The sequence below is a fragment of the Eikenella halliae genome, assembly GCF_001648475.1.
Taxonomy (GTDB): domain Bacteria; phylum Pseudomonadota; class Gammaproteobacteria; order Burkholderiales; family Neisseriaceae; genus Eikenella; species Eikenella halliae.
In genome coordinates, this window is sequence record NZ_LXSQ01000016.1 from 1 (window position 1) to 20,092 (window position 20,092).

Here is a 20,092-nt window from a genome sequence, read left to right on the forward strand (position 1 = left end):
CGTTGTTGCCTTTGTTGTTGGCAGTCAGTGTGGCACGATCGTTGTTGGCCGGATTGGTGGTGGCTGTAGCAGTATCAGCCAGGTTGCTCTTCACGTTGGCCAATGTGGTCGGTGCAGTGGTGCTGCCGGCCGCATCCTGCATGCTAGCAATCACGTCACCGGCGTCTACTTGGGTACCCGCACCGTTAGGCTGGGTGTAGAAGTTGCCGTCGGTGTGTTTGTACACCTTCGTACCGTCGGCTTTGGTGTACACCACCGGGGTTTGGGCATTCTGCACTACGGTTTGGGCATTCAAAGTGTAGGTGTAGCTTTGGTTACCTTGGCCGTCCAAATCCTGTTTCACAGTCAATCCGTCACCGGCTTTCAGCGTCAGGGTGCTGCCGGGTTTGGCAATAGTAGCGGTAGAAGTACCTACTACGTTGCCGCCGGCATTAATGTTGAAGCCGCTGTTGTTGATGGCATTGGCAATGTCGCCTGCTGTGGCCAGTTTGTTGGCATCAGCTGCGGCCGGCGGAGTAACTTTGCCGTTGGCTACAGTCAATGGAGTAGTGGATACGGCTTGCGTAGTAATCTGACTCGCCACAGCTTTCAACTGAGCAACGTTTACTACATCAGTATCTTCCTTACCTGCAGCTACCCCCGTAATCTGGCGAGTAATATTATTTGCAACATCGCCTACAGATACTGCTGCTTCAGTAGAAGTCCAAGTAGCGTTATTTTTAGCTGTAACTGCATTCAGCGGATCAGCTCCTTCCACACCAGCAGCGGTAGAAGCAACGGATTTATTACCCAACGCAACCGACCCATTTACCGTAGCTTTGGTATCTGAGCCTAAGGCTATAGTATTAGTAACTGTTCTAGGAGACGCAGCAGTAGCGTCATTAGCACGAGTACCAATAGCAATATTGTCATCACCATCCAAGTGGCGTGCAGCAGTCCAACCAATCACGGTATTATGCTGACCCTTCGATTCCAAACCAGCTTGTTCACCAATACCAATACTGGCATTACCTACATAGCCATTCATGGCTTGGGTGCCTACGGCAACATTGTTGTTACCATTGCTATTGATTGCTGCAGAATCGCCAATCGCAATAGTGCGAATATTATTGCTCGCACCCTTACCTGCATTAAGACCAATAGATACACTATTCACAGCACCAGCCTCAGCGCCATGCCCTGCAGCAAAAGAACTGGATCCAGCTGCCGTACTATCATTACCTACCGCAACTGCATTATTACCTGTTGCTGATGCTGCGGCACCAACAGCTGTAGCAGAAGAACCAGTTGCTTCGGCTGCACGGCCAATTGCTGTAGTGCTGCTATTGGTAATTGCTTTAGCACCTAAACCCAATGCCGTAGCACCCCAAGTATTGGCTTCAGCACTGCTACCAATTGCCGTAGCACCAGCGCCGCTCGCTTTGGTATATACACCCACAGCTGTTGCGGAATCTTGGCTGCCTCTGGCACCATCCCCTAAGGCAACAGAAGATTTACCAGTTGCATGGGAATCTTGGCCGGCAGCCAAAGAGTTTTGACCAAAAGCTTCAGCTTTTTGGCCGAATGCAGCGGCATTAGTACCTTTGGCGGCGCTATCCGCACCTACAGCCACTGAGCCTACACCAGTAACTGTACCTGAGTCAGCAGTAGCTGTACCCACATCAACAGAAGCATTAGTACCAATTGCAATGGAATTACTTGTTTTAGCAGAGGCATTCACACCAGCTGCCATTGATTTATCGCCGGTGGCACCATCATTATTGTAGTTACCATCTGTAGATCCACTACCTTTAACACTATAGTAGTGTGTAGCCGCAGATGAAGAAGAGGCGGCAATCTGGTTTGCTACTGCTTTTAGTTGGGCAACGTTTACCGCATCAGAATCTTCTGTACCAGCAGCCACATTAATAATCTGACGGGTACCACTCTGCGTACCAACTGATACCGCACCCAGCTCGCCTTTTACTGTCGCCCTAATATTGTTTTGATCAGTATTAGAAGCTGACGCCAGTGCGTAAACCTGATTATTCGCCACAGTAGGCGCTGCATTAGCCTGAACTTTAGTCGCATCAATAGCAGCCCGAGTAGCCTGAGAGCCATAACCCAAGGCAACTGAACCAGCTGCGACAGTAGAACTATCTGCACCAATTGCTACGCTATTATTACCAGCTGTATTGGCACTGGAGCCAATAGAGATACCATTTACTTTAGAAGCGACTGCATCCGCACCAATAGCCGTAGAAGCCTTGGCACTAGAGCGGGCATTAGAGCCGATGGCAATTGCCTTCTCCTCTTCCGCACGGCTAGCACCAAGAGTGATTGCTTGGAGACCTGCTGCATAAGCGGAATTACCAATTGCAACCGCACCCTGGGAATTTGACTGACCAACAACAGATTTTGCTGCAACTTCAGCGCTACCAACCGCAACAGAGCTAGCGCCAGCCGCTTTAGCATTAATACCTGCTGCTAAAGCTTTACTGCCTGTTGCTCCATCATTATTGTAGTTATTGTCAGTATTTTCGCCATTTACATGATAGAAGTGGATACCGTTAGCGCCAGCAGCTGTAATTTGTTCTTGTAAACCTTTGGCCACATAGAACAACTGGCTACCGTTAATAGCATCAGTACTGGTATCGGTAATGGCACCAGGTGCAACGTGTTTAATTTGACGTTCGAAACCGGCCGCACCAACTGAAACTTGGTCACCGGCAACCACATTGCCGCTACCAGCAAACGGGCTAGTCCCACCACCGTAGGTGATTGCACCAATTGTGGCTGATGACACATCAGTAGCGTTTGTAGCAGTTGTACTGCCCGCACCCAATGCCACAGAGTTTTCCTTGGATGCATGCGTCCCCGCGCCAAGCGCAACGGCTGCCGCCTCATTTGCTGATGAACGCGTACCCACGGTAGTGGCCAAATCGCCCTTAGCAAAAGATTGCACACCCAAAGCCACGGCAGCATTGCCTGCCTCAGTAGAGATATATCGCTTATTAACAGGGTCTTGAATCAAATCATCGCCTGTTAATTGTTTGTATTTAAGTGCTGTCGCTGATTGGTTCCAATTTCCAGCAGCATCTTGGGAAACTTTATTTAAATCATCCCCACCAATCGCAATAGAAGAATTACCTCTGGCGATACTGTTATTACCAATGGCTGTTGATTGGTTGCCGATTGCTGCTGTTGCAGAACCTAGCGCCACGCTTTGACGCCCTCTTGATACAGAATCAACGCCAATAGCAATGGCTTCATCAGCATCAGCGCCTGATGCATCTGCTTTCCAGCCCATTGCAATAGTGCGTAAAGCATCAGATTTCGTAGAATCGCCAATTGCAATACTTCTATCACCCGAAGCAATCGCTTTTAAACCAATTGCTGTCGCATGTAATTTTTGCGCCTCTGCGCCCACCCCGATGGCAACCGCAGCGGGACCTTTCGCTTGCGATACCATACCCACGGCAATGGCACCATCCGCTTCTGCGTGGGAATCCGCGCCAAAAGCCAAAGAGGCTTTGCCTGTTGATTGGCTCATATGACCAATCGCAATAGAACCGCGCCCACTTGCTGTGGTGCTGGTAAAACCAATTGCGGGGTTGGAAGCATCTTTGGTGCTAACACCTTCTACGGTAATGGGTTGACCTGCGTAATTGCGCCATTCATCAGCACCAGTATATTTCCCTGCGGATGTTTTACTGTCATTATTGCCTAAGTCATCGCCACCAATTGCAATAGATGATTGACCTGTAGCATATACTTGCGCACCAAGCGCAACACCTTGGCTATTGGCCACGCTGGCTTCACCAACTACAACTTGCTGCCCCATGGTATTTTTGGCTGTATTGGGGTTTACATCTGTTATGGCTTGAGAACCATTCCCGATAATTACACCTGCTTCGCCATTTGACGTATTTTCAGCATTAGTCCCCAGCGTAATGGTGTAGTTTGTTTTTGCCTTGCTGCCATTCCCCATAGAGATTGAGTCATAATATGGCGCGCTGGCATTATCACCCCATACTAACCCTGCTTGAGCAGCAGAAGAAGCCAGTGCTCCCATTACAGCAATACCTGTAGCCACCACTTTGGCTTTGCCTGATTTCCCAAGTGCAGTAGCAATACCTGTAGCCACCACTTTGGCTTTGCCTGATTTCCCACGTGCAGTAGCAATCTCTGCCACAGCCACCCAAGTGTTGGTATGTTCATTCCATACGGTACGGTAAACTTTGTTCATATACTCAGCTCCCTAACTTTCAAAAAAATCAAAAAAAATAGTGGGATAGAGCCCATAGGTTGATTTACATCAATCTCACTACCTATTTCTTCCTACGCTTGCCAAATCACACAAAACTTAAATTACTCTTGCAGAACGAATTTATTTTATTCAAATAAATTCAATAGACTACGTATTCTAAAACCTGCGGGCAAATTGCGGATAGATGATACAGCTAATTAACGCGTCCTCCTAGTCGCTTATCGATTGGTTGTATTTCATTACAAAAGTTTACAACTGTTTTGCAACACATCTTCCTGAACAAGCCATACCAGCTGCGCTTCTAACCTAATCTCAAACAATAAAAATACTTTTAGATTTTCTTATATACAAGCACTTAACACTTCAGACTACCTGGAAACTAAATCATGAAACACTCTCGCATTCTGTCATCTAAGTGAAATTTCAGCTTCTATTGAGTAGCCTCACTAGGTAAGTTGCAAGTTATTCCCAGTTTAAATTACCCAACACTGGCTAACAGCAATATCCGTTCTTAAACCCTCTACTACACGAAATAAAAAATCAATCAAAATATCGCATTGCCCTACCTCCCTAGCTTTCAGGTAGCCTTTATCACCCTATGCAGTAAAAGTTCCATCACGTCACCACACAAGCCTACACACACAGGATGCTGTATAATCTGGCGCACACAATCCAATACAACTGAATAAACCATAAAAAAAGCTTGCTTATCATTTAGATAAGCAAGCTTTTTAAGCCATCAATGCAAGAAACCAATTTTTAGTACCCGCTTTTACAAATCCCGCTCTTTAAAACAGCTGCTGCAATTCACTTAAACTGATACCCAAAGCTTGGGCGTATTTGGCCAAAGTTTTTTCAGGTAGCCTCTCAAACACAGCAGGCTGCAAATGGCGGCGCAGCTGCCAGCGCCATACGCCGGCGGCCATGGCCAGGCTGGCTTCGTCATGACGGCTGCGGAACATGTGGTAATACAAAGCGGAGCGTTCGCCGCGTTCCACAGCCTGCTTGGCGGCTTCGGTCTGCTCCTCCAGCTCGGCCACGGCCTGCACGGTGACGTAGGATTCATCTTGCCAACCGGTACTGGTGGCGGCTTGGTAGCGGCCGTTGCGCGTGCCGTAGATGATTTTTTGATGCCCACGGTAGCTGGGGCTGTCGTCTTGCGGGATGTCGTTAATGTCCATGCCAATCGGTTCCAAACAAACAGAATTTGGTTTTCAGGTAGCCTCAGGCATACACTGCTTCCAACAGCATAAAGCAAGTGGAAAAGCGACCGCTTTCGGGAATGTAGCACAGGATTTTCTGTCCGTGCCTAATATCCTCCCGGCGCATAAACTCTTCCAAAATAATATAAATCGCCGCCGAGCCGGTGTTGCCTTTACAAGGCAGGTTGGTAAACCATTTCTCTTCAGCAATCGGCAGCCCGGCAGCGGCCAGGCCGTCGGCCAGCCGGTTGCGGAAGAAACCAGAGGAATAGTGCGGCAAAAACCAATCAATCTCGTCCGACCGCAGGCCGTGCTTGGCAATCAGGCGGCGCAGCGGTTTTTCCGCCGTATAGGCGATAACATTTTCGTTCAGCAGCTTCACATCCTGCTTCACCGTCATCAGGCTGCGTTCGGCGCATTCATCGGCATCCACGTCTTTCCAGCTCAGCCATTCCCCGCCCTGCCCCACTTCACCGCCAGCATACATGCACACCGGCATCTCGTTGGCATACGAGAGCAAATCCATCCAATGGATTTTCAAATTCAGCTGCCCGGCCAGCGGCTCGCTGCCCAGTTGTACCGCGCCCGCGCCGTCTGAGAGCATCCAGCGCAAAAAATCCTTTTCAAACGCAATTTCCGGCTTGGCATCCTGCAGGCGCAGGCTGTCGGTTTCGCTGCGGAAACGTTCGCCGCGCAATACTGCCGAAGCCGCTTCCGAAGCCGCCGCCACCGCTTCGCGGCATTCGCCCGTGCGCACCGCGCGTTCGGCCTGCTTCATCGCCGACATCCCCGCCACGCACACCCCGGCCGTGCTCACTACTTCGCAGGGCGGAATTTCCGGCAGCAGGCCGTGCACCATCACTGCATGGCCGGGCATAATCTGGTCGGGGTAAGACGTGCCGCAGCAGAGACTGCCGATTTCGTCCGCCCGCAAGCCCTGCTCCAGCAAACCGCGCACCGCCAGCGCAGCCAGTTCCGTGTTGCTGTGCGTGGCGCGGCGGGTGTGCGGGTCGATGGCGTAATAGCGGGAGGTGATGGCATTGGAGCGCAAAATCATCTTGCGCACGCGAGAAGGCGTATCCCCCGACATGCCGAGCACCGCTTCCATTTCATCGTTGCCCACCGGCAAGTTGGGCAAAAATGCAGCGGCGCGTTTGATATAAACATCTGATGGTTTGTGCAATTCCTGATTCCTCTGATTTATCTAAACGAGCGCAGGCATTTTCAGGTAGCCTATGGCGGCCGGATAAAAGCTGCCCGAAACCGGGCTGTTAATGCCGAACAGCCTGAAACATGAACATTTCAGGCTGTCGTAATTGTCATTTTTATTGTGCCAGTTCTTCTTAAGCCGCATTCTACGCGCGTCATTATAAATGTGAACCGCCCTAAGCCTCAAGTATCAATGCATCCAAACATATAGCCTCTCCGCAACAACCCTGCCAGGCCCATGCCGCCCAAGTAGAATCATAACCAATATCCGTTTTCGGATATAGTGAATTAACAAAAACCAGTACAGCATTGGCTCGCCTTGCCGTAACGTGTGTACTGTCTGCGGCTCGCCGCCTTGTCCTGATTTTTGTTAATTCACTATAAAACACACAGCCAACACGGCGAAGCGGCAAAAAAGGCTACCTGAAATTTTCAGGTAGCCTTTTTCTTCGCAACACCCGCCTACTTACTTCGCCCATCGCAAGGCCTCGCCCAAACCGGTGCAGCGGTGATTTTTGCGTTGCACGGCGGCGGTGAGGGCGCTCATCTGGCCGGCGTAGCCGAAGCGGCGGCGGGCGCGGGTGATGGCGGTGTAGAGCAGGGTGCGGTCGAACAGGGCGGAGTCGGCCTCGTCGCCCAAGAGCCACACTTCCTGGTATTCCGAGCCTTGGCTTTTGTGCACGGTCATGGCGAAGGCGGTATCGTGCGCGGGCAGCCGGCTGAGCGATACGGCGCGGAAGCCGCCGGCATCGGGGAAAAACGCAGCCAGCCCGCCGCCGTACGGCAGCACGATGCCGATGTCGCCGTTAAACACGTTCACGGCATAATCGTTTTCCGCCACCATCAACACCTGCCCGGCAAACCAGCCCTGTTCCGCCGCCCTGCCTTGTGTGGTCAGGAGCTTGCGGTATTCGCGGTTGAACTCCGCCGCCTGGCTGCGCCGAGCGGCCAGCACCACCAGCTGCTGCTGGGCGGCGAAGCAGGCCGCCAGGTCGCCGCTGTTGACCGCCTGCCAGTAGGCTTCGTGCTGTTTGGCAAAGTGCCGCGCCAAGGCGGCGGGGGTTTCAGGTAGCCTGAACAAGTCGTCGGGAAAACGGGCAAACGCGGCTTCGGCGGCGGCAGCCTCTCCGCTTACCACGGCCTGCGCCAATGCGCCCACGCCGCGCTGCGGATCGAAACGGTGGCTGTATTCCAACCGCGCCACGTTGCCGGCCAAGGGCGGCGGGTTATCCCGCACTTCAAACGGCACGCCTTCGGGCAGCCACTCGGCCAACTGGGCAGCTTCTTTAGCCGTGAGCACGGTGGGCTGCGCCAGCACGTGCAATACAGCACCGATGCCCACTGGTGGCAGCTGGTTTTCATCGCCCAACAAAATCAGGCGGCCATGCTCGGGAATGGCGCACAATAATTGGTGCAGCAGCGGCAAATCCAGCATGGAAGCCTCGTCGGCCACCACAATATCGAAGGGCAGCGGCTGCTCGCGGTTAAATTTCGAACGGCCGGCAACCGGGTTCAGCTTCAGCAAACGGTGGACAGTTTGTCCTTCCAAGGCTGTCAAATGCTGCAGCACCCGTTCGCTACCCACTTTAAAGCTACTCAACGCGCGGTGCAGCGAACGGGTCATGTGGGCGGCGGCCTTGCCGGTGGGGGCGGTGAGCGCAATACGAGGCATCTCGGCCGCATCGGCGCACAGCAGCGCCAGCAGCTTGGCCACCGTGGTGGTCTTGCCCGTGCCCGGCCCGCCGGTTACCAACATCAGCGGCTGCAACACCGCCAGCGCGGCAGCCAGCCGCTGCCCGTTATGCCCGGCATCGGGAAACCAATCGTGCAAACGCTGCCGCAGCCCGGCATTTTCAGGTAGCCCCACCCGGCTGCGGGCAATCCGCCGCAATTCGGCGGCCACGCTGCGCTCCAACGCAAACAGCCTGCCGCCAAACAGCCGCCGCCCGCGCAGCACCAAAGGCGTAAACGCGCCGCCGTCGCCCACCACCGGCGCGGCCTGCCGCAACGCATCCGCCTCTTGCGGCGCGAGCGTGATGTAGCTGTGGCCGCCCTCTTGCGCGGCAAACAGTTCGTCCAACAGCGGCAACATCGGCTCGGCGGCCTGCGGTGCCAAACGCTGCAACACTTCGGCAGCGGCTTGGGCGGCGGGGTAACGGTATTCGGTCATGGCGGATTCTTTCAGGTAGCCTGCGGTAAACGCGGAAGCAGTAATTTTAATCCACTATAATAAGCGTTGCCCACGCCTTATCATCCTTCGGGCTACCTGAAACGGTTTTCGGCGGGTGAAAAGGCAGATTGAAGCCGTGTCAGATGCCCGGCTGCCTTGCCTAATAATGATTCGGGGGCAAGCTATTTCAGGTAGCCCGCCATTTATCTATAGGACAAAATGTACACAAAATTAGAATTTATTGCACCTTGACGAATTTACATCCCCTATTCTTGCAAAATTTAGACATTTTGTGCATAATCCGTCCCCAAACCACACCAAGGAATAAACCCCATGAACGCACAAACCCTCTACGACAAACTCTGGAACAGCCACATCGTCCGCGAAGAAGAAGACGGCACGGTGCTGCTGTATATCGACCGCCATCTGGTGCACGAAGTGACCAGCCCGCAGGCGTTTGAAGGCCTGAAAATGGCCGGCCGCAAGCTATGGCGCATCGACAGCGTGGTCTCCACCGCCGACCACAACACGCCCACCGACCATTGGGACGAAGGCATCAAAGACCCGATTTCCAAGCTGCAAGTGGACACTTTGGACAAAAACATCAAAGAATTCGGCGCGCTGGCGTATTTCCCGTTTAAAGACAAAGGCCAAGGCATCGTGCACGTGATGGGCCCCGAACAAGGCGCGACACTGCCCGGCATGACCGTCGTCTGCGGCGACTCGCACACCAGTACCCACGGCGCGTTCGGCGCACTGGCGCACGGCATCGGCACCAGCGAAGTGGAACACACCATGGCCACCCAGTGCATCACCGCCAAGAAGTCCAAATCCATGCTGATTGAAGTTTCAGGCCGTCTGAAACCGGGCGTAACCGCCAAAGACATCGCGCTGTATATCATCGGCCAAATCGGTACGGCGGGCGGCACGGGCTATGCCATCGAATTCGGTGGCGAAGCCATCCGCAGCCTGAGTATGGAAGGCCGCATGACCCTGTGCAACATGGCGATTGAAGCCGGCGCGCGCAGCGGCTTGGTGGCCGTGGACGACACCACAATCAACTACATCCAAGGCCGCAAATTCGCCCCCAAAGGCGCGGATTGGGACAAAGCCGTGGCCTACTGGTGCACGCTGGTGTCCGATGAAGGCGCGAAATTCGACAAAACGTACAGATTCCGCGCCGAAGACATTGAGCCGCAGGTAACGTGGGGCACGTCGCCCGAAATGGTGCTGGGCGTGGACGGCAAAGTGCCGAATCCCGCCGACGAAGCCGACGCGGTGAAACGCGCGGGCATGGAACGCGCCTTGGAATACATGGGCCTGGCCGCCGGCACGCCGCTGAACGAAATCCCCGTGGACGTGGTGTTCATCGGCTCGTGCACCAACAGCCGCATCGAAGATTTGCGCGAAGCCGCCGCCGTGGCCAAAGGCCGCAAAAAGGCCGACAACGTGAACCGCGTGCTGGTCGTGCCCGGCTCCGGCTTGGTGAAAGAGCAGGCGGAAAAAGAAGGCTTGGACAAAATTTTCACCGACGCGGGCTTCGAATGGCGTGAACCCGGCTGCTCCATGTGCCTGGCCATGAACGCCGACCGCCTCGCACCGAAAGAGCGCTGCGCCTCCACCTCCAACCGCAATTTTGAAGGACGGCAGGGCAACGGCGGCCGCACGCACCTCGTCAGTCCCGCGATGGCGGCAGCGGCGGCGGTGGCCGGGCGGTTTGTGGACGTGCGGGAGTTGTAATACGCGCGTGAAGGAAGTGCAGGCTGCTTTGGGCTGTTTTTCAGCGTTTCAGGCAGCCTGCATTTACAGCGGTTTAAACTCATCCGTCCAAGCGGGCATTGATGCTGCCCCTTCTTTAATAAACCCACCCACGAAAGGAAAACGCCATGGGATTGGATATGCGCCCGTTGAACAAGCCGAAAGCAGGCAAAGAACAACGCTTTTACGAACTTTACCGCCTGATAACGTCAGACAATCTTCCGCCCGATCAATATGATGCGCTGTTGGAAGAATGGTTCGGCCTCGGCATACCCAGCTACGAAACCATCAACGCGCCGCAAGTGGGCAAAGACGCACGGGCCGATGCCTGGTTGCGCGAACGATACGATGCCCACGACAGCCCGGACAAACCGCCGTTTGACGAAGTTTATGAAGATTATCGGGGCTATTACGTCATCGAACTTGCGCCCGAACAGGACAGCGTGCCGATATACCGTGCCTTCGGGCAGGACGAAAACGTATTCCGAGGCCAGTTTTTGGCTGACTGCCAAGAGTTGATCGGCGAAGATTTGCTCAACGAAGCATGGTCGAACCACCTGGCCGAAGAAGCCGTGGACTACGCTCAACGCCTGATTGCCGCCGTTGCCCCCGCCGCTCGGCAGCACGGCTTGGAATATCTGAAAGACCAATACGAAGCGCCCGAAGCCGCGCCCGAAAGCTTGGAAAGCCAACTGCACATCGTCTATTCTTTGGCGCGCTGGCTGATGTTTTACGGCAGCCGCGGGCACGGTTACGAAGCCGATTTTTAACCCGCCCGCCGCAGGGGCTGCCTGAAAACCAAGGAGCGGAACAATGGACAAACCCGTGCTGAAAAACGACATCATGGCCGACGGCTCGCGCCTGTTCCTGCAACTGCCGCAAACCTGCCCGCCCTCGCGCCTGCTGTGGCGGATTATCCGTTTCGGCGGCCTGCCCACCGCCTTTCGCCCCGATTTGGTTACAGATGAAACGTGGATGGATTTCCGCTACAAAGGCTGGAAATTCAGTATTCACAATCCGTATGGCGAATATTGGTTCTTTGCCGAAAACAGCGAATGCCCCGAAGACATATTGCACCGCTTGGCGGAATATTTTGTCCGCCTGTCCGGCCAAGACAGCGGCTGATAAGGCATTTGTTCGTTGGCATCCAATCCGTTTTCAGGTAGCCCGAAAAGCTCAGTACAGGTTGCCTTTACACCATCGCCCTTAGAAAGGAAAAATCATGAAACATCGATACGCCACTTTGTTGCCGCTGTTGCTCTGCACCGGGTTTGCCCTTGCCAAAACGCCGCACCTGCTGCCGCCGCTTCGTCAAAACGTGACCATCCCCCAAGGCACGCCGATGCGTTATCAGGGTATGCACAAGGATGCGACCGATTACGCCGTGTTGGTTGGTAAGATGCGTTTGGAAGGCTGGTTGTATGCCGATTTGTTGCAAGACAACGGCCGGGCTGTGTGGAGTATAGCCTTCAAGCCCACGCCCGCCGCACGCGCCAAGCTGCCCTATATCGCCGATGACTATAACGACGCGGAAATCGAAATTATGCTGCGCCCGCCGCACCGCAACTATTTCACCCCTGCCGATTTAAGATCGATGCTGCCCGCCGCCTGGCTTCAAGGCAACCCGCGCAAAATCCGCCGCCCCGCCACGATTGAAATCAGCCGTTTGGAAATGGGCGTAGAATGCGACCAACGCAACTATAATGCCGTGGTCAACAAAATCGGTACACGGCCGCGTTCGGGCAAAATGCCGGATAACGGTGAGGAATGCTAGCCTCAGCAGGACGATATTCCTGCCCCTGCCACAGCCTTCAGAACTTTTATAGTGAATTAAATTTAAATCAGGACAAGGCGACGAGCCGCAGACAGTACAGATAGTACGGCAAGGCGAAACAACGCTGTACTGGTTTAAATGTAATTCACTATACCCCGAAGGCTACCTGAAAAAGCTAAAATAACCCGCCTCAGAAACCCAAATAACCGATTGCCTCATGAAAACCCTCCTCAAAACCGCCCTCCTCCTCACCGTCCTAAGCCCCGCCCTGGCATCCGCCGGGCCGATACCGGCAGACTGCCGCACGGCGATTAACGATTTCATCACCGTGCAAAGCTTCGTGGCCGCCTGCCCGTATATAGCCGAAAGCGAAATCCGCACCAAAACCCGTATCCGCCACATCTACGAAGGCCTCGCCCGCCAAAGCGCCTGCCAAGCAGACCCTGCCGCCTTGGCCGAACTGCGCCGCAAACACCCAGCCGCCCAGGTATTCGGTGCAGACGGCAAACGCCACGCCTCCCGCGTTGAAATCTCCGCCTACTGCCGCAACCAGCGCCCGGAGCTTGCCCGAATCGTGCGCCAATACAACCCCGAAGACCACCGCTAACCGGCCTGCCTGATAAAGTAAAATCCGATAAATTCAGGCTAAATCAGCCGTCGGTCTTGCCGTTTTGGCCGATAATAAAGCCACACGAAGCAATCTTGCATCTTTCAATTTTTCACATAAGGAGCTGAAAACATGAAACACCTTCTCATCCTCGCCATTACCGCCATCGGCCTCTCCGCCTGTTCCAGCACTTGGCACGGCGTAAAAGAAGACACCGCCAACAACATCGACCACACCCGCGAAGCCGTGCGCAAAGGCAGCAATGCCGTTGGCTGCGGCATTTCCAACGTGGGCGAGAAAATCGAAAACGCCACCGAATAAGCCAAGCATCCGGCAGGCGCTCGGCCTGCCGGAATGAAAATAACCATATAAATAAAAGGTTACATTTTTCAGGTAGCCTTTAAGCAAACCACAAAGACCCGCCATGAAAGCCTTTACCCAGCTCACCGCCCTCGTTGCCCCGCTCGACCGCAATAATGTGGACACCGACGCCATCATCCCCAAACAATTCCTCAAATCCATCAAACGCAGCGGCTTCGGCGTAAACTGCTTCGACGAATGGCGTTATCTCGACCACGGCGAGCCGGGTATGGACAACAGCAAGCGCCCGCTCAATCCTGATTTTTCGCTGAATCAGCCACGCTACCAAGGCGCGCAAATCCTGCTCACGCGCAAAAACTTCGGCTGCGGCTCTTCGCGCGAGCACGCCCCTTGGGCGCTCGACGACTACGGCTTCCGCGCCGTCATCGCCCCCAGCTTTGCCGATATCTTCTTTAACAACTGCTACAAAAACGGCCTGCTGCCCATCGTGCTGACCGAAGAGCAGGTGGAACAGCTGTTCCAAGAAACCTACGCCACCGAAGGCTATCGATTAAGCATTGATTTGGAAAAACAAACCGTAACCACGCCAAGCGGCGAAACATTCCCTTTCGACATCACCGAACACCGCAAACATTGCCTCTTAAACGGTTTGGACGAAATCGGCCTCACCCTGCAGCATGCGGACGACATCAAAGCATTTGAAGCACAGCGCCGCCAAAGCCAGCCTTGGCTGTTTAACGGTTAAAATGGCAGGCAGCCTGCATCCCCATGCGCAGATGTCGGTTGCCGGTGTTTTTTTATTGTGCATAAAAGGAAACATGATGAAATTCAAATCTATCTATTGTTTGGCTGTCCTATCGGCTGTTACCGTGCTGCCCGCACATGCCCAAAGCGTGCGCAGCGAAGAGCAGGCGATTCGGCGCGTGTCCGAATCTGTAGCCCGCAATCAGCTGACCAGCCTGAAAACCGAATGCCTGATGTTTATGGCCGAGAAAACCAGAACTGGCTACAGGGTGGACGTGCGCGAAAAACACAATGCCCAATGCGGCGGCGACCCGACAACCGCTCCGCGTCTGTTCAGTTATGAAATCGACCGGCGCAGCGGCAAAATGAAAACCGATGCCGCCGCGCCCAATGGCGAATGGACGGGCGAATACCGCGCTATTGATTGAAAATAATGTGCAGGCTGCTTTTCCATTGCCAAAAAGCAGCCTGCACTTTTTACGGAGGTCTGATTGATGCGCCTGTGGCACCAATCCCTTATCCCCCAACTCCCCCACGCCCAACTGCTCGGCCAACACCGCGAATGCGCCGCCCTGCGCGGCAACGGCTGGGGCCGGCCGCATGCCACCGTAAACTACGTCTTCGCCCACAGCCCCTATCTGCTCTATGCCTATCACGCCCTCATCATGGACGAAATGCAGCAGCGCGGCTACCGGCCTGATCCCGCGTGGCGCGATAAAAACCATCGCGGCAACACCTGCCCGCCCTATCCCGATTTGGCGGAAGAGCCTGTCGGCAACCCGATTTATGCCGAACACGACGATGATTACCTTGCCGAATGCTTGGCGAATCTACGCAGTAAAGGTATAGCCATCTAAACAGCTGCTTAACCCACCCACTTTTAGCTTCGCAGACACCTCTCTCTCATTTTAGCTTCGCAAAACTCTGCTCTTGCTCATTTTAGCTTCGCAGAAGTTCGCTGCGCTCACTTTCAGGTAGCCTTATATGAAAACACTAGCCGACCTCATCAATACTGCCGACCCCGCATGGCCGCTGATTCAAGAATGGCTTGCCGAAGCCGCCAATCCCGTGGAAATCCTGCCGCGCAACCCCGCCGCCGCAGAAGCCGAACTGGTGAAAACCCAAGTAAGCACCCGTTCCGTGATGGGTGCGGTGGTGTATGAAACCGGCGGCATCCTCATCGACCACGGCTGGCTGCGCATCCTGGGCTCGGGCAGCCCCCGCCTGCCGCGCGGACTGGAAAGCTGGAATCTCGGCCGCACACAATCCAAACCTGCCGCACCTGCTCCTTATTACCTGATTGCCGATGATGCCGCCGGCGGCTATTTCGCCCTCAACGGCGGCGGATTGGACGGCACGCCCGGCAACGTGTTCTACCTGCCGCCTGACACTCTCGAATGGGAAGACTGCGAAAAAGGCTATGGCGATTTTTGCATTGGGCATTAGTAGGCGACCTGCAGATGTATTATGAGAACCTACGCTGGCAAAATTGGCGCAAAGAAATCCGCAATTTGAGTAGCGACAGCGTTTATACGTTCTTTCCATTTTTATGTACCGAAGAAGGTGGCGACATAAACCAATTCAGCCGCAAGCCTATCGCCATTGCCGAACATTATGCTTCCACTTTAGATTTACAAAAATCTATCCTGTAAGGAATGCTTTTTCAGACGACTTTTTTATCAAAGCCAAATTTGGCGGGAAATATAACCTGAGATATATAAAACCATTCACTCACGACCACCATGAAAAAAATTATCCTGCTCCCTATACTTTTTATCAGCCTCGCCACACATGCAGAATTCTCAGAAATTCAAGATCCTGACGGATACAGCAACTTACGCGAAAAACCGAACGCCCAAAGCCGAATCCTGACCAAAATTCCAAACGGCACTCATGTTTATACCCCCGAGATGGACGGAAAGCTTTATTTAGAACACGGTTGGCAGATGACCTACGATTTGCGCGGCACAAAAAGCCTGGATGGCTGGGTGCATACTTCGCGACTGATTCCGTTGTCGCGTTATGAAAGCATCCCCGTTACGGCTACTGCCGACGGCTTTACCTGCCAAAAAAACGGCATGGGCGTGAGCATTAAATCGGAACGTTTCAACTATAATAAAGAAAAACATCTGTTTACACACGATCAATACGGACTTTCCCATTATCGAGGAAAAGAAATGTTCGGCACCGACGGTACAATTCCATTCAGCCACTATCGTGAAATTGCCTTTTTCCGCAACGGTAAAACACAAATCGCCCCCCGAGCCCAATATGACCACCTGTTCAACCCATATTTTGAAAAGGCAGGCGATAATACGCAACTGAGCCACTGTTACTACCGCGCGAAAGACGACACCCTTTTCTTAACGACCGTCATCGGAGATGGTGCCGCCTATACCGAAGTCTTATTTGTCTTCCGGCAAGGCATCTTGAAGAACGTATTGGCTTCGCTACACCCTGAGGTTTAATTTTCAGACGGCCTTTTTATCTCTTTCTGCAAAACATGATTACCGACACCATCACCAACGCCGCCCGCTACGCCGCGCTGCACCCCGACTTTGCCGAAGCCTTCCGCCTGCTGCAAAGCCTGGATTTTGCCGCCCTGCCCGACGGCCAAGTGCCGTGCGGCAACCCGAATATCCGCCTCTTCATTCAAACCGAAACCCTGCGCGCACGCGAAGCCGCCCTGCCCGAAGCGCATTTAAACCACATCGATATCCAAGTGCCGTTAAACGGCAGGGAAACCTACGGCTGGATAGACCGCAGCCGCCTGCAACACGGCCAAGGCTATAACGAAGAGCGCGACATCGAATTTTTCCGCTGCACGCCGGAAACATGGTTTGATTTGGAAATAGGCGAATTTGCCCTCTTCTTCCCCAACGACGGCCACGCCCCGCTGGTGGGCACGCCCGGGCAAACCATCCGCAAGGCCGTGTTTAAAATCCGAAGCGCAGATTGCCGCATTGAGTAAATTTTTTCAGGTAGCCTTTATTGCTTCCGCCATCAGACACCATAATAAAATCAAATAACGCACACCCCCATTTTCAGGTAGCCTTCAGGCCGCCCGGATAAGCATTTCATAACAACAAAGGAATCGGAAAATGTCTTTCTTCAGCAAACTCTTCGGCCGCGAGCCGAAAACAATGGATTGGCGGCAGTTTATCCAACACTTCGCCGAGCGCATCCGCCGCGATTGCGCCGCGGATGTGCAAATCGAATGGGGCGAAAGCCTTGAAGACACCGTGTTGCAAGTGGGCGAAGGCAGGCTCTATCTGGGCAACCACTACGCCCGCTATCTGCAAGCCCCGGCCGATTTAGACGCCCTCCTCGCCGCCAACACCGCCGTGGTGCGGCAAATGATGGCCGAGCGGCCGCCAGCCCGTGCCGAGCAGGTATTCCCCGTGATCAAAAACGGCCTCTGGCTCGAACAGCTGCGGCAGGCCACCCAAGTATCCGGCACCGAGCCCGAAGAATCCGTTATCTACCGCCCGATTGCCGGCGATTTGGTGCTGCTCTATATGCTCGACACCGGCGAAGCCATGCGCTCCCTCAGCCGCGAAGACGCCGTCGCCGCCGGCCTGGCCGACGATGCCGCGCTACACCACACCGCCCTCGCCAACCTGCGCCAATATATGCAGGACAAAATACAGATTGAACACGTAGAAGAAAGCAGCCTCACCCAAATCCTGCTCGACAGCGACTACGACGCCTCCCTCATCCTGCTCTTAAACGAAATCCTGCCGAGCGACCCCGTGCTGCCCGCCAACCCCGTGTTGGCCATTCCCGCACGCAACGTGCTGATTTTATGCAACCCTTCCGACGAGCGCGCCATCGCCACCCTGAAGGTTGCCGCCGCACAGATTGCCGAAGAAGCCCCCCTACACCATCTCCACCCTGCTCTACCAATACCACAACGGCGAAATCAGCCTGTTTCAGCCTCATTAAGGTTTTCAGGTAGCCTCTAATTTCAAAAGGAATAAAAAATGCCATTTTCAAACAACCTGCCCAACCAGCCGGAATTATTAAACTGGCAGCAATTTGCCGAACTCTTTGCCGAGCAAACCCGGCGTGATTGCGGCGCAGAAGTCTCCATAGAATGGGGAGAGAACTTGGAAAACACCACTCTGCTGGTAGCAATCGGCAATGGCCGCCACAGCCTCTATTTGGGCAACCAATATGCCCTTTATTGCCAAGAGCCCGCCGATTTGGAAGCAATCTTGGCCCACAACAGCCAAATAATGCGCCAAACCATGATGCTGAATGACGCGGCCTTGCATCATGACAACATCATGCCCGTTATCAAATCTACCGCATGGCTGGACGAGATGGCACAATCCATGCGCAGCAACGGCGACAATCCCGATGAAATACTGATATACGAGCCGCTGGCCGAGAATTTATTGCTGGCTTATGTGTTTAAAAACGAAACATTCAGCATCAGCCTCGACCGCCTGCTCCTCGCCCAAGCCGGCATTAGCGAAGCCGAATTGCAGCAAACCGCGTTAGACAATCTAAGCCGATACAGCAAAGGCCAAATCCAAATCGCCTCCGATCCGCAATCCGGGCTAAACCAAATCCTATTCGACGGCACTTACGATGCCTCGCTCATCCTGCTATTGGGCGGCGTTCTGGCCAAACACTTGCCCGACAACCCCGTGTTTGCCTTGCCCACCCGAGATGCGCTTTTCGCATGCAGCCCAGACAACCCGGCCACCTTAGACAAACTGCAGCAGTTGGCCGCCGAAATCTATGCAGATTCCCCCTACGCGATTTCCCCGTATCTTTATCAATACCACAACGGCGAAATCAGCCTGTTTCAGCCCCATTAAGGTTTTCAGGTAGCCTCCGATCCGAAGTCAGGCTACCTGAAAAATAGTTATCCACCTTCTATAAAGGACCTACCCTCATGACCAAAAAACTAGCCATCCTCAAAGGCGACGGCATCGGCCCCGAAATCGTGCGCGAAGCCGTGCGCGTGCTCGACAAATTGATTGAACAAGGCCTGGACGTATCCTACGAATACGCCCCCTTGGGCGGCGAAGCCTACGACCAATTCGGCAGTCCCTATCCCGAGTTCACGCAAAACCTGTGCCGCGCCGCCGATGCCGTGCTGCTCGGCGCAGTCGGTTCGCCCCAATACGACCAGCTTGACCGCCCGCTGCGCCCCGAACGCGGTCTCTTGGCCATCCGCAAAGACCTGAACCTGTTTGCCAACCTGCGCCCCGCCATTTTGTATAAAGAGCTGGCCAATGCCTCCACGCTCAAACCCGAAATCGTGGCCGGACTGGACATTCTGATTGTGCGCGAACTCACCGGCGACATCTATTTCGGCGAGCCGCGCGGCATCCGCACGCTGGAAAACGGCGAGCGCGAAGGCTTCAACACCATGCGCTACAGCGAAAGCGAAATCCGCCGCATCGCCCACGTTGCCTTCCGCGCCGCGCAGAAACGCAACAAAAAAGTGTGCTCCGTGGGCAAAGCCAACGTGCTGGAAACCACCGAGCTGTGGCGCGAAATCTTTGAAGAAATCGGCAAACAATACCCCGACGTCGAGCTCTCCCACATGTATGTGGACAACGCCGCCATGCAGCTCGTGCGCGCACCCAAGCAGTTTGACGTGATCGCCACCGGCAATATCTTCGGCGACATCCTTTCCGACGAAGCCTCCATGCTCACCGGCTCCATCGGCATGCTGCCCTCCGCCTCGCTGGACGAAAACGGCAAAGGCCTGTACGAACCCTCGCACGGCTCCGCGCCCGACATCGCCGGGCAAAACAAAGCCAACCCGCTGGCCACCATCCTCTCGCTGGCCATGCTGCTGCGTTACAGCCTGAACGACGAAGCGCGCGCGCAACAAGTTGAAAATGCCGTGCAGAAGGTGCTGGAACAGGGGCTGCGCACTGCCGATATTTACGAACAAGGCACCCAGCTCGTATCTTGCAGCGGCATGGGCGATGCCGTGCTGGCCGCGTTATAATCCGCCGCCCCATCAGGCTACCCAGGCTACCTGCAAGCCGTTGCCAGCTTTCAGGTAGCCTGCCAACTATTTCAAACTACA

18 protein-coding genes and 1 pseudogene are annotated in these 20,092 nt (G+C 54.4%); 15 read left to right on the forward strand and 4 right to left on the reverse strand.

The annotated features are described in order from the left end of the window. From A7Q00_RS13475 to recD, 4 genes are all read right to left on the reverse strand, one after another. The coding region (locus A7Q00_RS13475; RefSeq protein ID WP_281179003.1) for a beta strand repeat-containing protein at positions 1-4,228 on the reverse strand (4,228 nt) is incomplete at its 3' end. An 809-nt stretch (positions 4,229-5,037) separates the two neighbouring features. Beyond that, entirely contained in the window at positions 5,038-5,430 is a 393-nt protein-coding gene (locus tag A7Q00_RS06195) for a DarG family dialkylresorcinol biosynthesis protein (RefSeq protein ID WP_064089737.1), read from the reverse strand. Positions 5,431-5,473: 43 nt separating this feature from the next. Further along, entirely contained in the window at positions 5,474-6,634 is a 1,161-nt protein-coding gene (locus A7Q00_RS06200) for a beta-ketoacyl-ACP synthase III (protein ID WP_064089738.1), read from the reverse strand. A 492-nt stretch (positions 6,635-7,126) separates the two neighbouring features. After that, positions 7,127-8,830, reverse strand: a complete 1,704-nt coding sequence (gene recD, locus A7Q00_RS06205) for an exodeoxyribonuclease V subunit alpha (protein WP_064089739.1) — start codon at positions 8,828-8,830, stop codon at positions 7,127-7,129. A gap of 333 nt (positions 8,831-9,163) precedes the next feature. Between recD and leuC the strand changes: the two genes are divergently transcribed. The 15 genes and pseudogenes from leuC (at position 9,164) to leuB (ending at position 20,011) form a co-directional block, all read left to right on the forward strand. Then, the gene (gene leuC / locus A7Q00_RS06210; RefSeq protein WP_064089740.1) at positions 9,164-10,570 is read left to right on the forward strand and encodes a 3-isopropylmalate dehydratase large subunit; all 1,407 of its coding nucleotides are present in this window, start codon (positions 9,164-9,166) and stop codon (positions 10,568-10,570) included. A gap of 146 nt (positions 10,571-10,716) precedes the next feature. Continuing rightward, positions 10,717-11,358, forward strand: a complete 642-nt coding sequence (locus tag A7Q00_RS06215; protein WP_064089741.1) for a hypothetical protein — start codon at positions 10,717-10,719, stop codon at positions 11,356-11,358. Positions 11,359-11,401: 43 nt separating this feature from the next. Beyond that, entirely contained in the window at positions 11,402-11,713 is a 312-nt protein-coding gene (locus A7Q00_RS06220; RefSeq protein ID WP_064089742.1) for a hypothetical protein, read from the forward strand. A 97-nt stretch (positions 11,714-11,810) separates the two neighbouring features. Continuing rightward, positions 11,811-12,362, forward strand: coding sequence for a hypothetical protein (locus tag A7Q00_RS06225; RefSeq protein ID WP_064089743.1), 552 nt, complete (start codon positions 11,811-11,813; stop codon positions 12,360-12,362). Positions 12,363-12,579: 217 nt separating this feature from the next. Beyond that, entirely contained in the window at positions 12,580-12,969 is a 390-nt protein-coding gene (locus tag A7Q00_RS06230; protein ID WP_064089744.1) for a hypothetical protein, read from the forward strand. 132 nt (positions 12,970-13,101) lie between these two features. Further along, the gene (locus tag A7Q00_RS06235; RefSeq protein ID WP_064089745.1) at positions 13,102-13,290 is read left to right on the forward strand and encodes a hypothetical protein; all 189 of its coding nucleotides are present in this window, start codon (positions 13,102-13,104) and stop codon (positions 13,288-13,290) included. A gap of 103 nt (positions 13,291-13,393) precedes the next feature. Next, complete coding sequence (gene leuD / locus A7Q00_RS06240) at positions 13,394-14,035, forward strand: 3-isopropylmalate dehydratase small subunit (protein ID WP_064089746.1); 642 nt, start codon at positions 13,394-13,396, stop codon at positions 14,033-14,035. Positions 14,036-14,108: 73 nt separating this feature from the next. Then, on the forward strand, positions 14,109-14,462 hold the full coding sequence (locus A7Q00_RS06245; protein WP_064089747.1) for a hypothetical protein: 354 nt from the start codon (positions 14,109-14,111) through the stop codon (positions 14,460-14,462). 66 nt (positions 14,463-14,528) lie between these two features. Further along, positions 14,529-14,891, forward strand: a complete 363-nt coding sequence (locus tag A7Q00_RS06250; protein WP_064089748.1) for a TIGR02328 family protein — start codon at positions 14,529-14,531, stop codon at positions 14,889-14,891. A 127-nt stretch (positions 14,892-15,018) separates the two neighbouring features. After that, positions 15,019-15,686: pseudogene (locus A7Q00_RS06255) on the forward strand (DUF2625 domain-containing protein). A 90-nt stretch (positions 15,687-15,776) separates the two neighbouring features. After that, positions 15,777-16,502 (forward strand): SH3 domain-containing protein, encoded by a 726-nt coding sequence (locus A7Q00_RS06260; protein ID WP_064089749.1) that lies wholly within the window; start codon positions 15,777-15,779, stop codon positions 16,500-16,502. A gap of 35 nt (positions 16,503-16,537) precedes the next feature. After that, complete coding sequence (locus A7Q00_RS06265; RefSeq protein WP_064089750.1) at positions 16,538-17,005, forward strand: NanQ anomerase/TabA/YiaL family protein; 468 nt, start codon at positions 16,538-16,540, stop codon at positions 17,003-17,005. A 130-nt stretch (positions 17,006-17,135) separates the two neighbouring features. Further along, complete coding sequence (locus A7Q00_RS06270; RefSeq protein WP_082887775.1) at positions 17,136-17,999, forward strand: DUF1444 domain-containing protein; 864 nt, start codon at positions 17,136-17,138, stop codon at positions 17,997-17,999. Between the two features lie 18 nt (positions 18,000-18,017). Further along, complete coding sequence (locus A7Q00_RS06275; protein ID WP_064089751.1) at positions 18,018-18,863, forward strand: DUF1444 domain-containing protein; 846 nt, start codon at positions 18,018-18,020, stop codon at positions 18,861-18,863. A gap of 77 nt (positions 18,864-18,940) precedes the next feature. Further along, positions 18,941-20,011 carry a 3-isopropylmalate dehydrogenase gene (gene leuB / locus A7Q00_RS06280; RefSeq protein ID WP_064089752.1) on the forward strand — a complete coding sequence of 357 codons (1,071 nt, stop codon included), beginning with the start codon at positions 18,941-18,943 and terminating at the stop codon, positions 20,009-20,011. The last annotated feature ends 81 nt before the right edge of the window (positions 20,012-20,092 follow it).

Excerpts from the sequence above, each read along its gene's own strand:
- A7Q00_RS06195 (WP_064089737.1), bottom strand. The coding sequence starts at position 5,430 with ATGGACATTAACGACATCCCGCAAGACGACAGCCCCAGCTACCGTGGG.
- recD (WP_064089739.1), bottom strand. The coding sequence starts at position 8,830 with ATGACCGAATACCGTTACCCCGCCGCCCAAGCCGCTGCCGAAGTGTTG.
- leuC (WP_064089740.1), top strand. The coding sequence starts at position 9,164 with ATGAACGCACAAACCCTCTACGACAAACTCTGGAACAGCCACATCGTC.
- A7Q00_RS06215 (WP_064089741.1), top strand. The coding sequence starts at position 10,717 with ATGGGATTGGATATGCGCCCGTTGAACAAGCCGAAAGCAGGCAAAGAA.
- A7Q00_RS06220 (WP_064089742.1), top strand. The coding sequence starts at position 11,402 with ATGGACAAACCCGTGCTGAAAAACGACATCATGGCCGACGGCTCGCGC.
- A7Q00_RS06225 (WP_064089743.1), top strand. The coding sequence starts at position 11,811 with ATGAAACATCGATACGCCACTTTGTTGCCGCTGTTGCTCTGCACCGGG.
- A7Q00_RS06230 (WP_064089744.1), top strand. The coding sequence starts at position 12,580 with ATGAAAACCCTCCTCAAAACCGCCCTCCTCCTCACCGTCCTAAGCCCC.
- A7Q00_RS06235 (WP_064089745.1), top strand. The coding sequence starts at position 13,102 with ATGAAACACCTTCTCATCCTCGCCATTACCGCCATCGGCCTCTCCGCC.
- leuD (WP_064089746.1), top strand. The coding sequence starts at position 13,394 with ATGAAAGCCTTTACCCAGCTCACCGCCCTCGTTGCCCCGCTCGACCGC.
- A7Q00_RS06245 (WP_064089747.1), top strand. The coding sequence starts at position 14,109 with ATGATGAAATTCAAATCTATCTATTGTTTGGCTGTCCTATCGGCTGTT.
- A7Q00_RS06250 (WP_064089748.1), top strand. The coding sequence starts at position 14,529 with ATGCGCCTGTGGCACCAATCCCTTATCCCCCAACTCCCCCACGCCCAA.
- A7Q00_RS06260 (WP_064089749.1), top strand. The coding sequence starts at position 15,777 with ATGAAAAAAATTATCCTGCTCCCTATACTTTTTATCAGCCTCGCCACA.
- A7Q00_RS06265 (WP_064089750.1), top strand. The coding sequence starts at position 16,538 with ATGATTACCGACACCATCACCAACGCCGCCCGCTACGCCGCGCTGCAC.
- A7Q00_RS06270 (WP_082887775.1), top strand. The coding sequence starts at position 17,136 with ATGTCTTTCTTCAGCAAACTCTTCGGCCGCGAGCCGAAAACAATGGAT.
- A7Q00_RS06275 (WP_064089751.1), top strand. The coding sequence starts at position 18,018 with ATGCCATTTTCAAACAACCTGCCCAACCAGCCGGAATTATTAAACTGG.
- leuB (WP_064089752.1), top strand. The coding sequence starts at position 18,941 with ATGACCAAAAAACTAGCCATCCTCAAAGGCGACGGCATCGGCCCCGAA.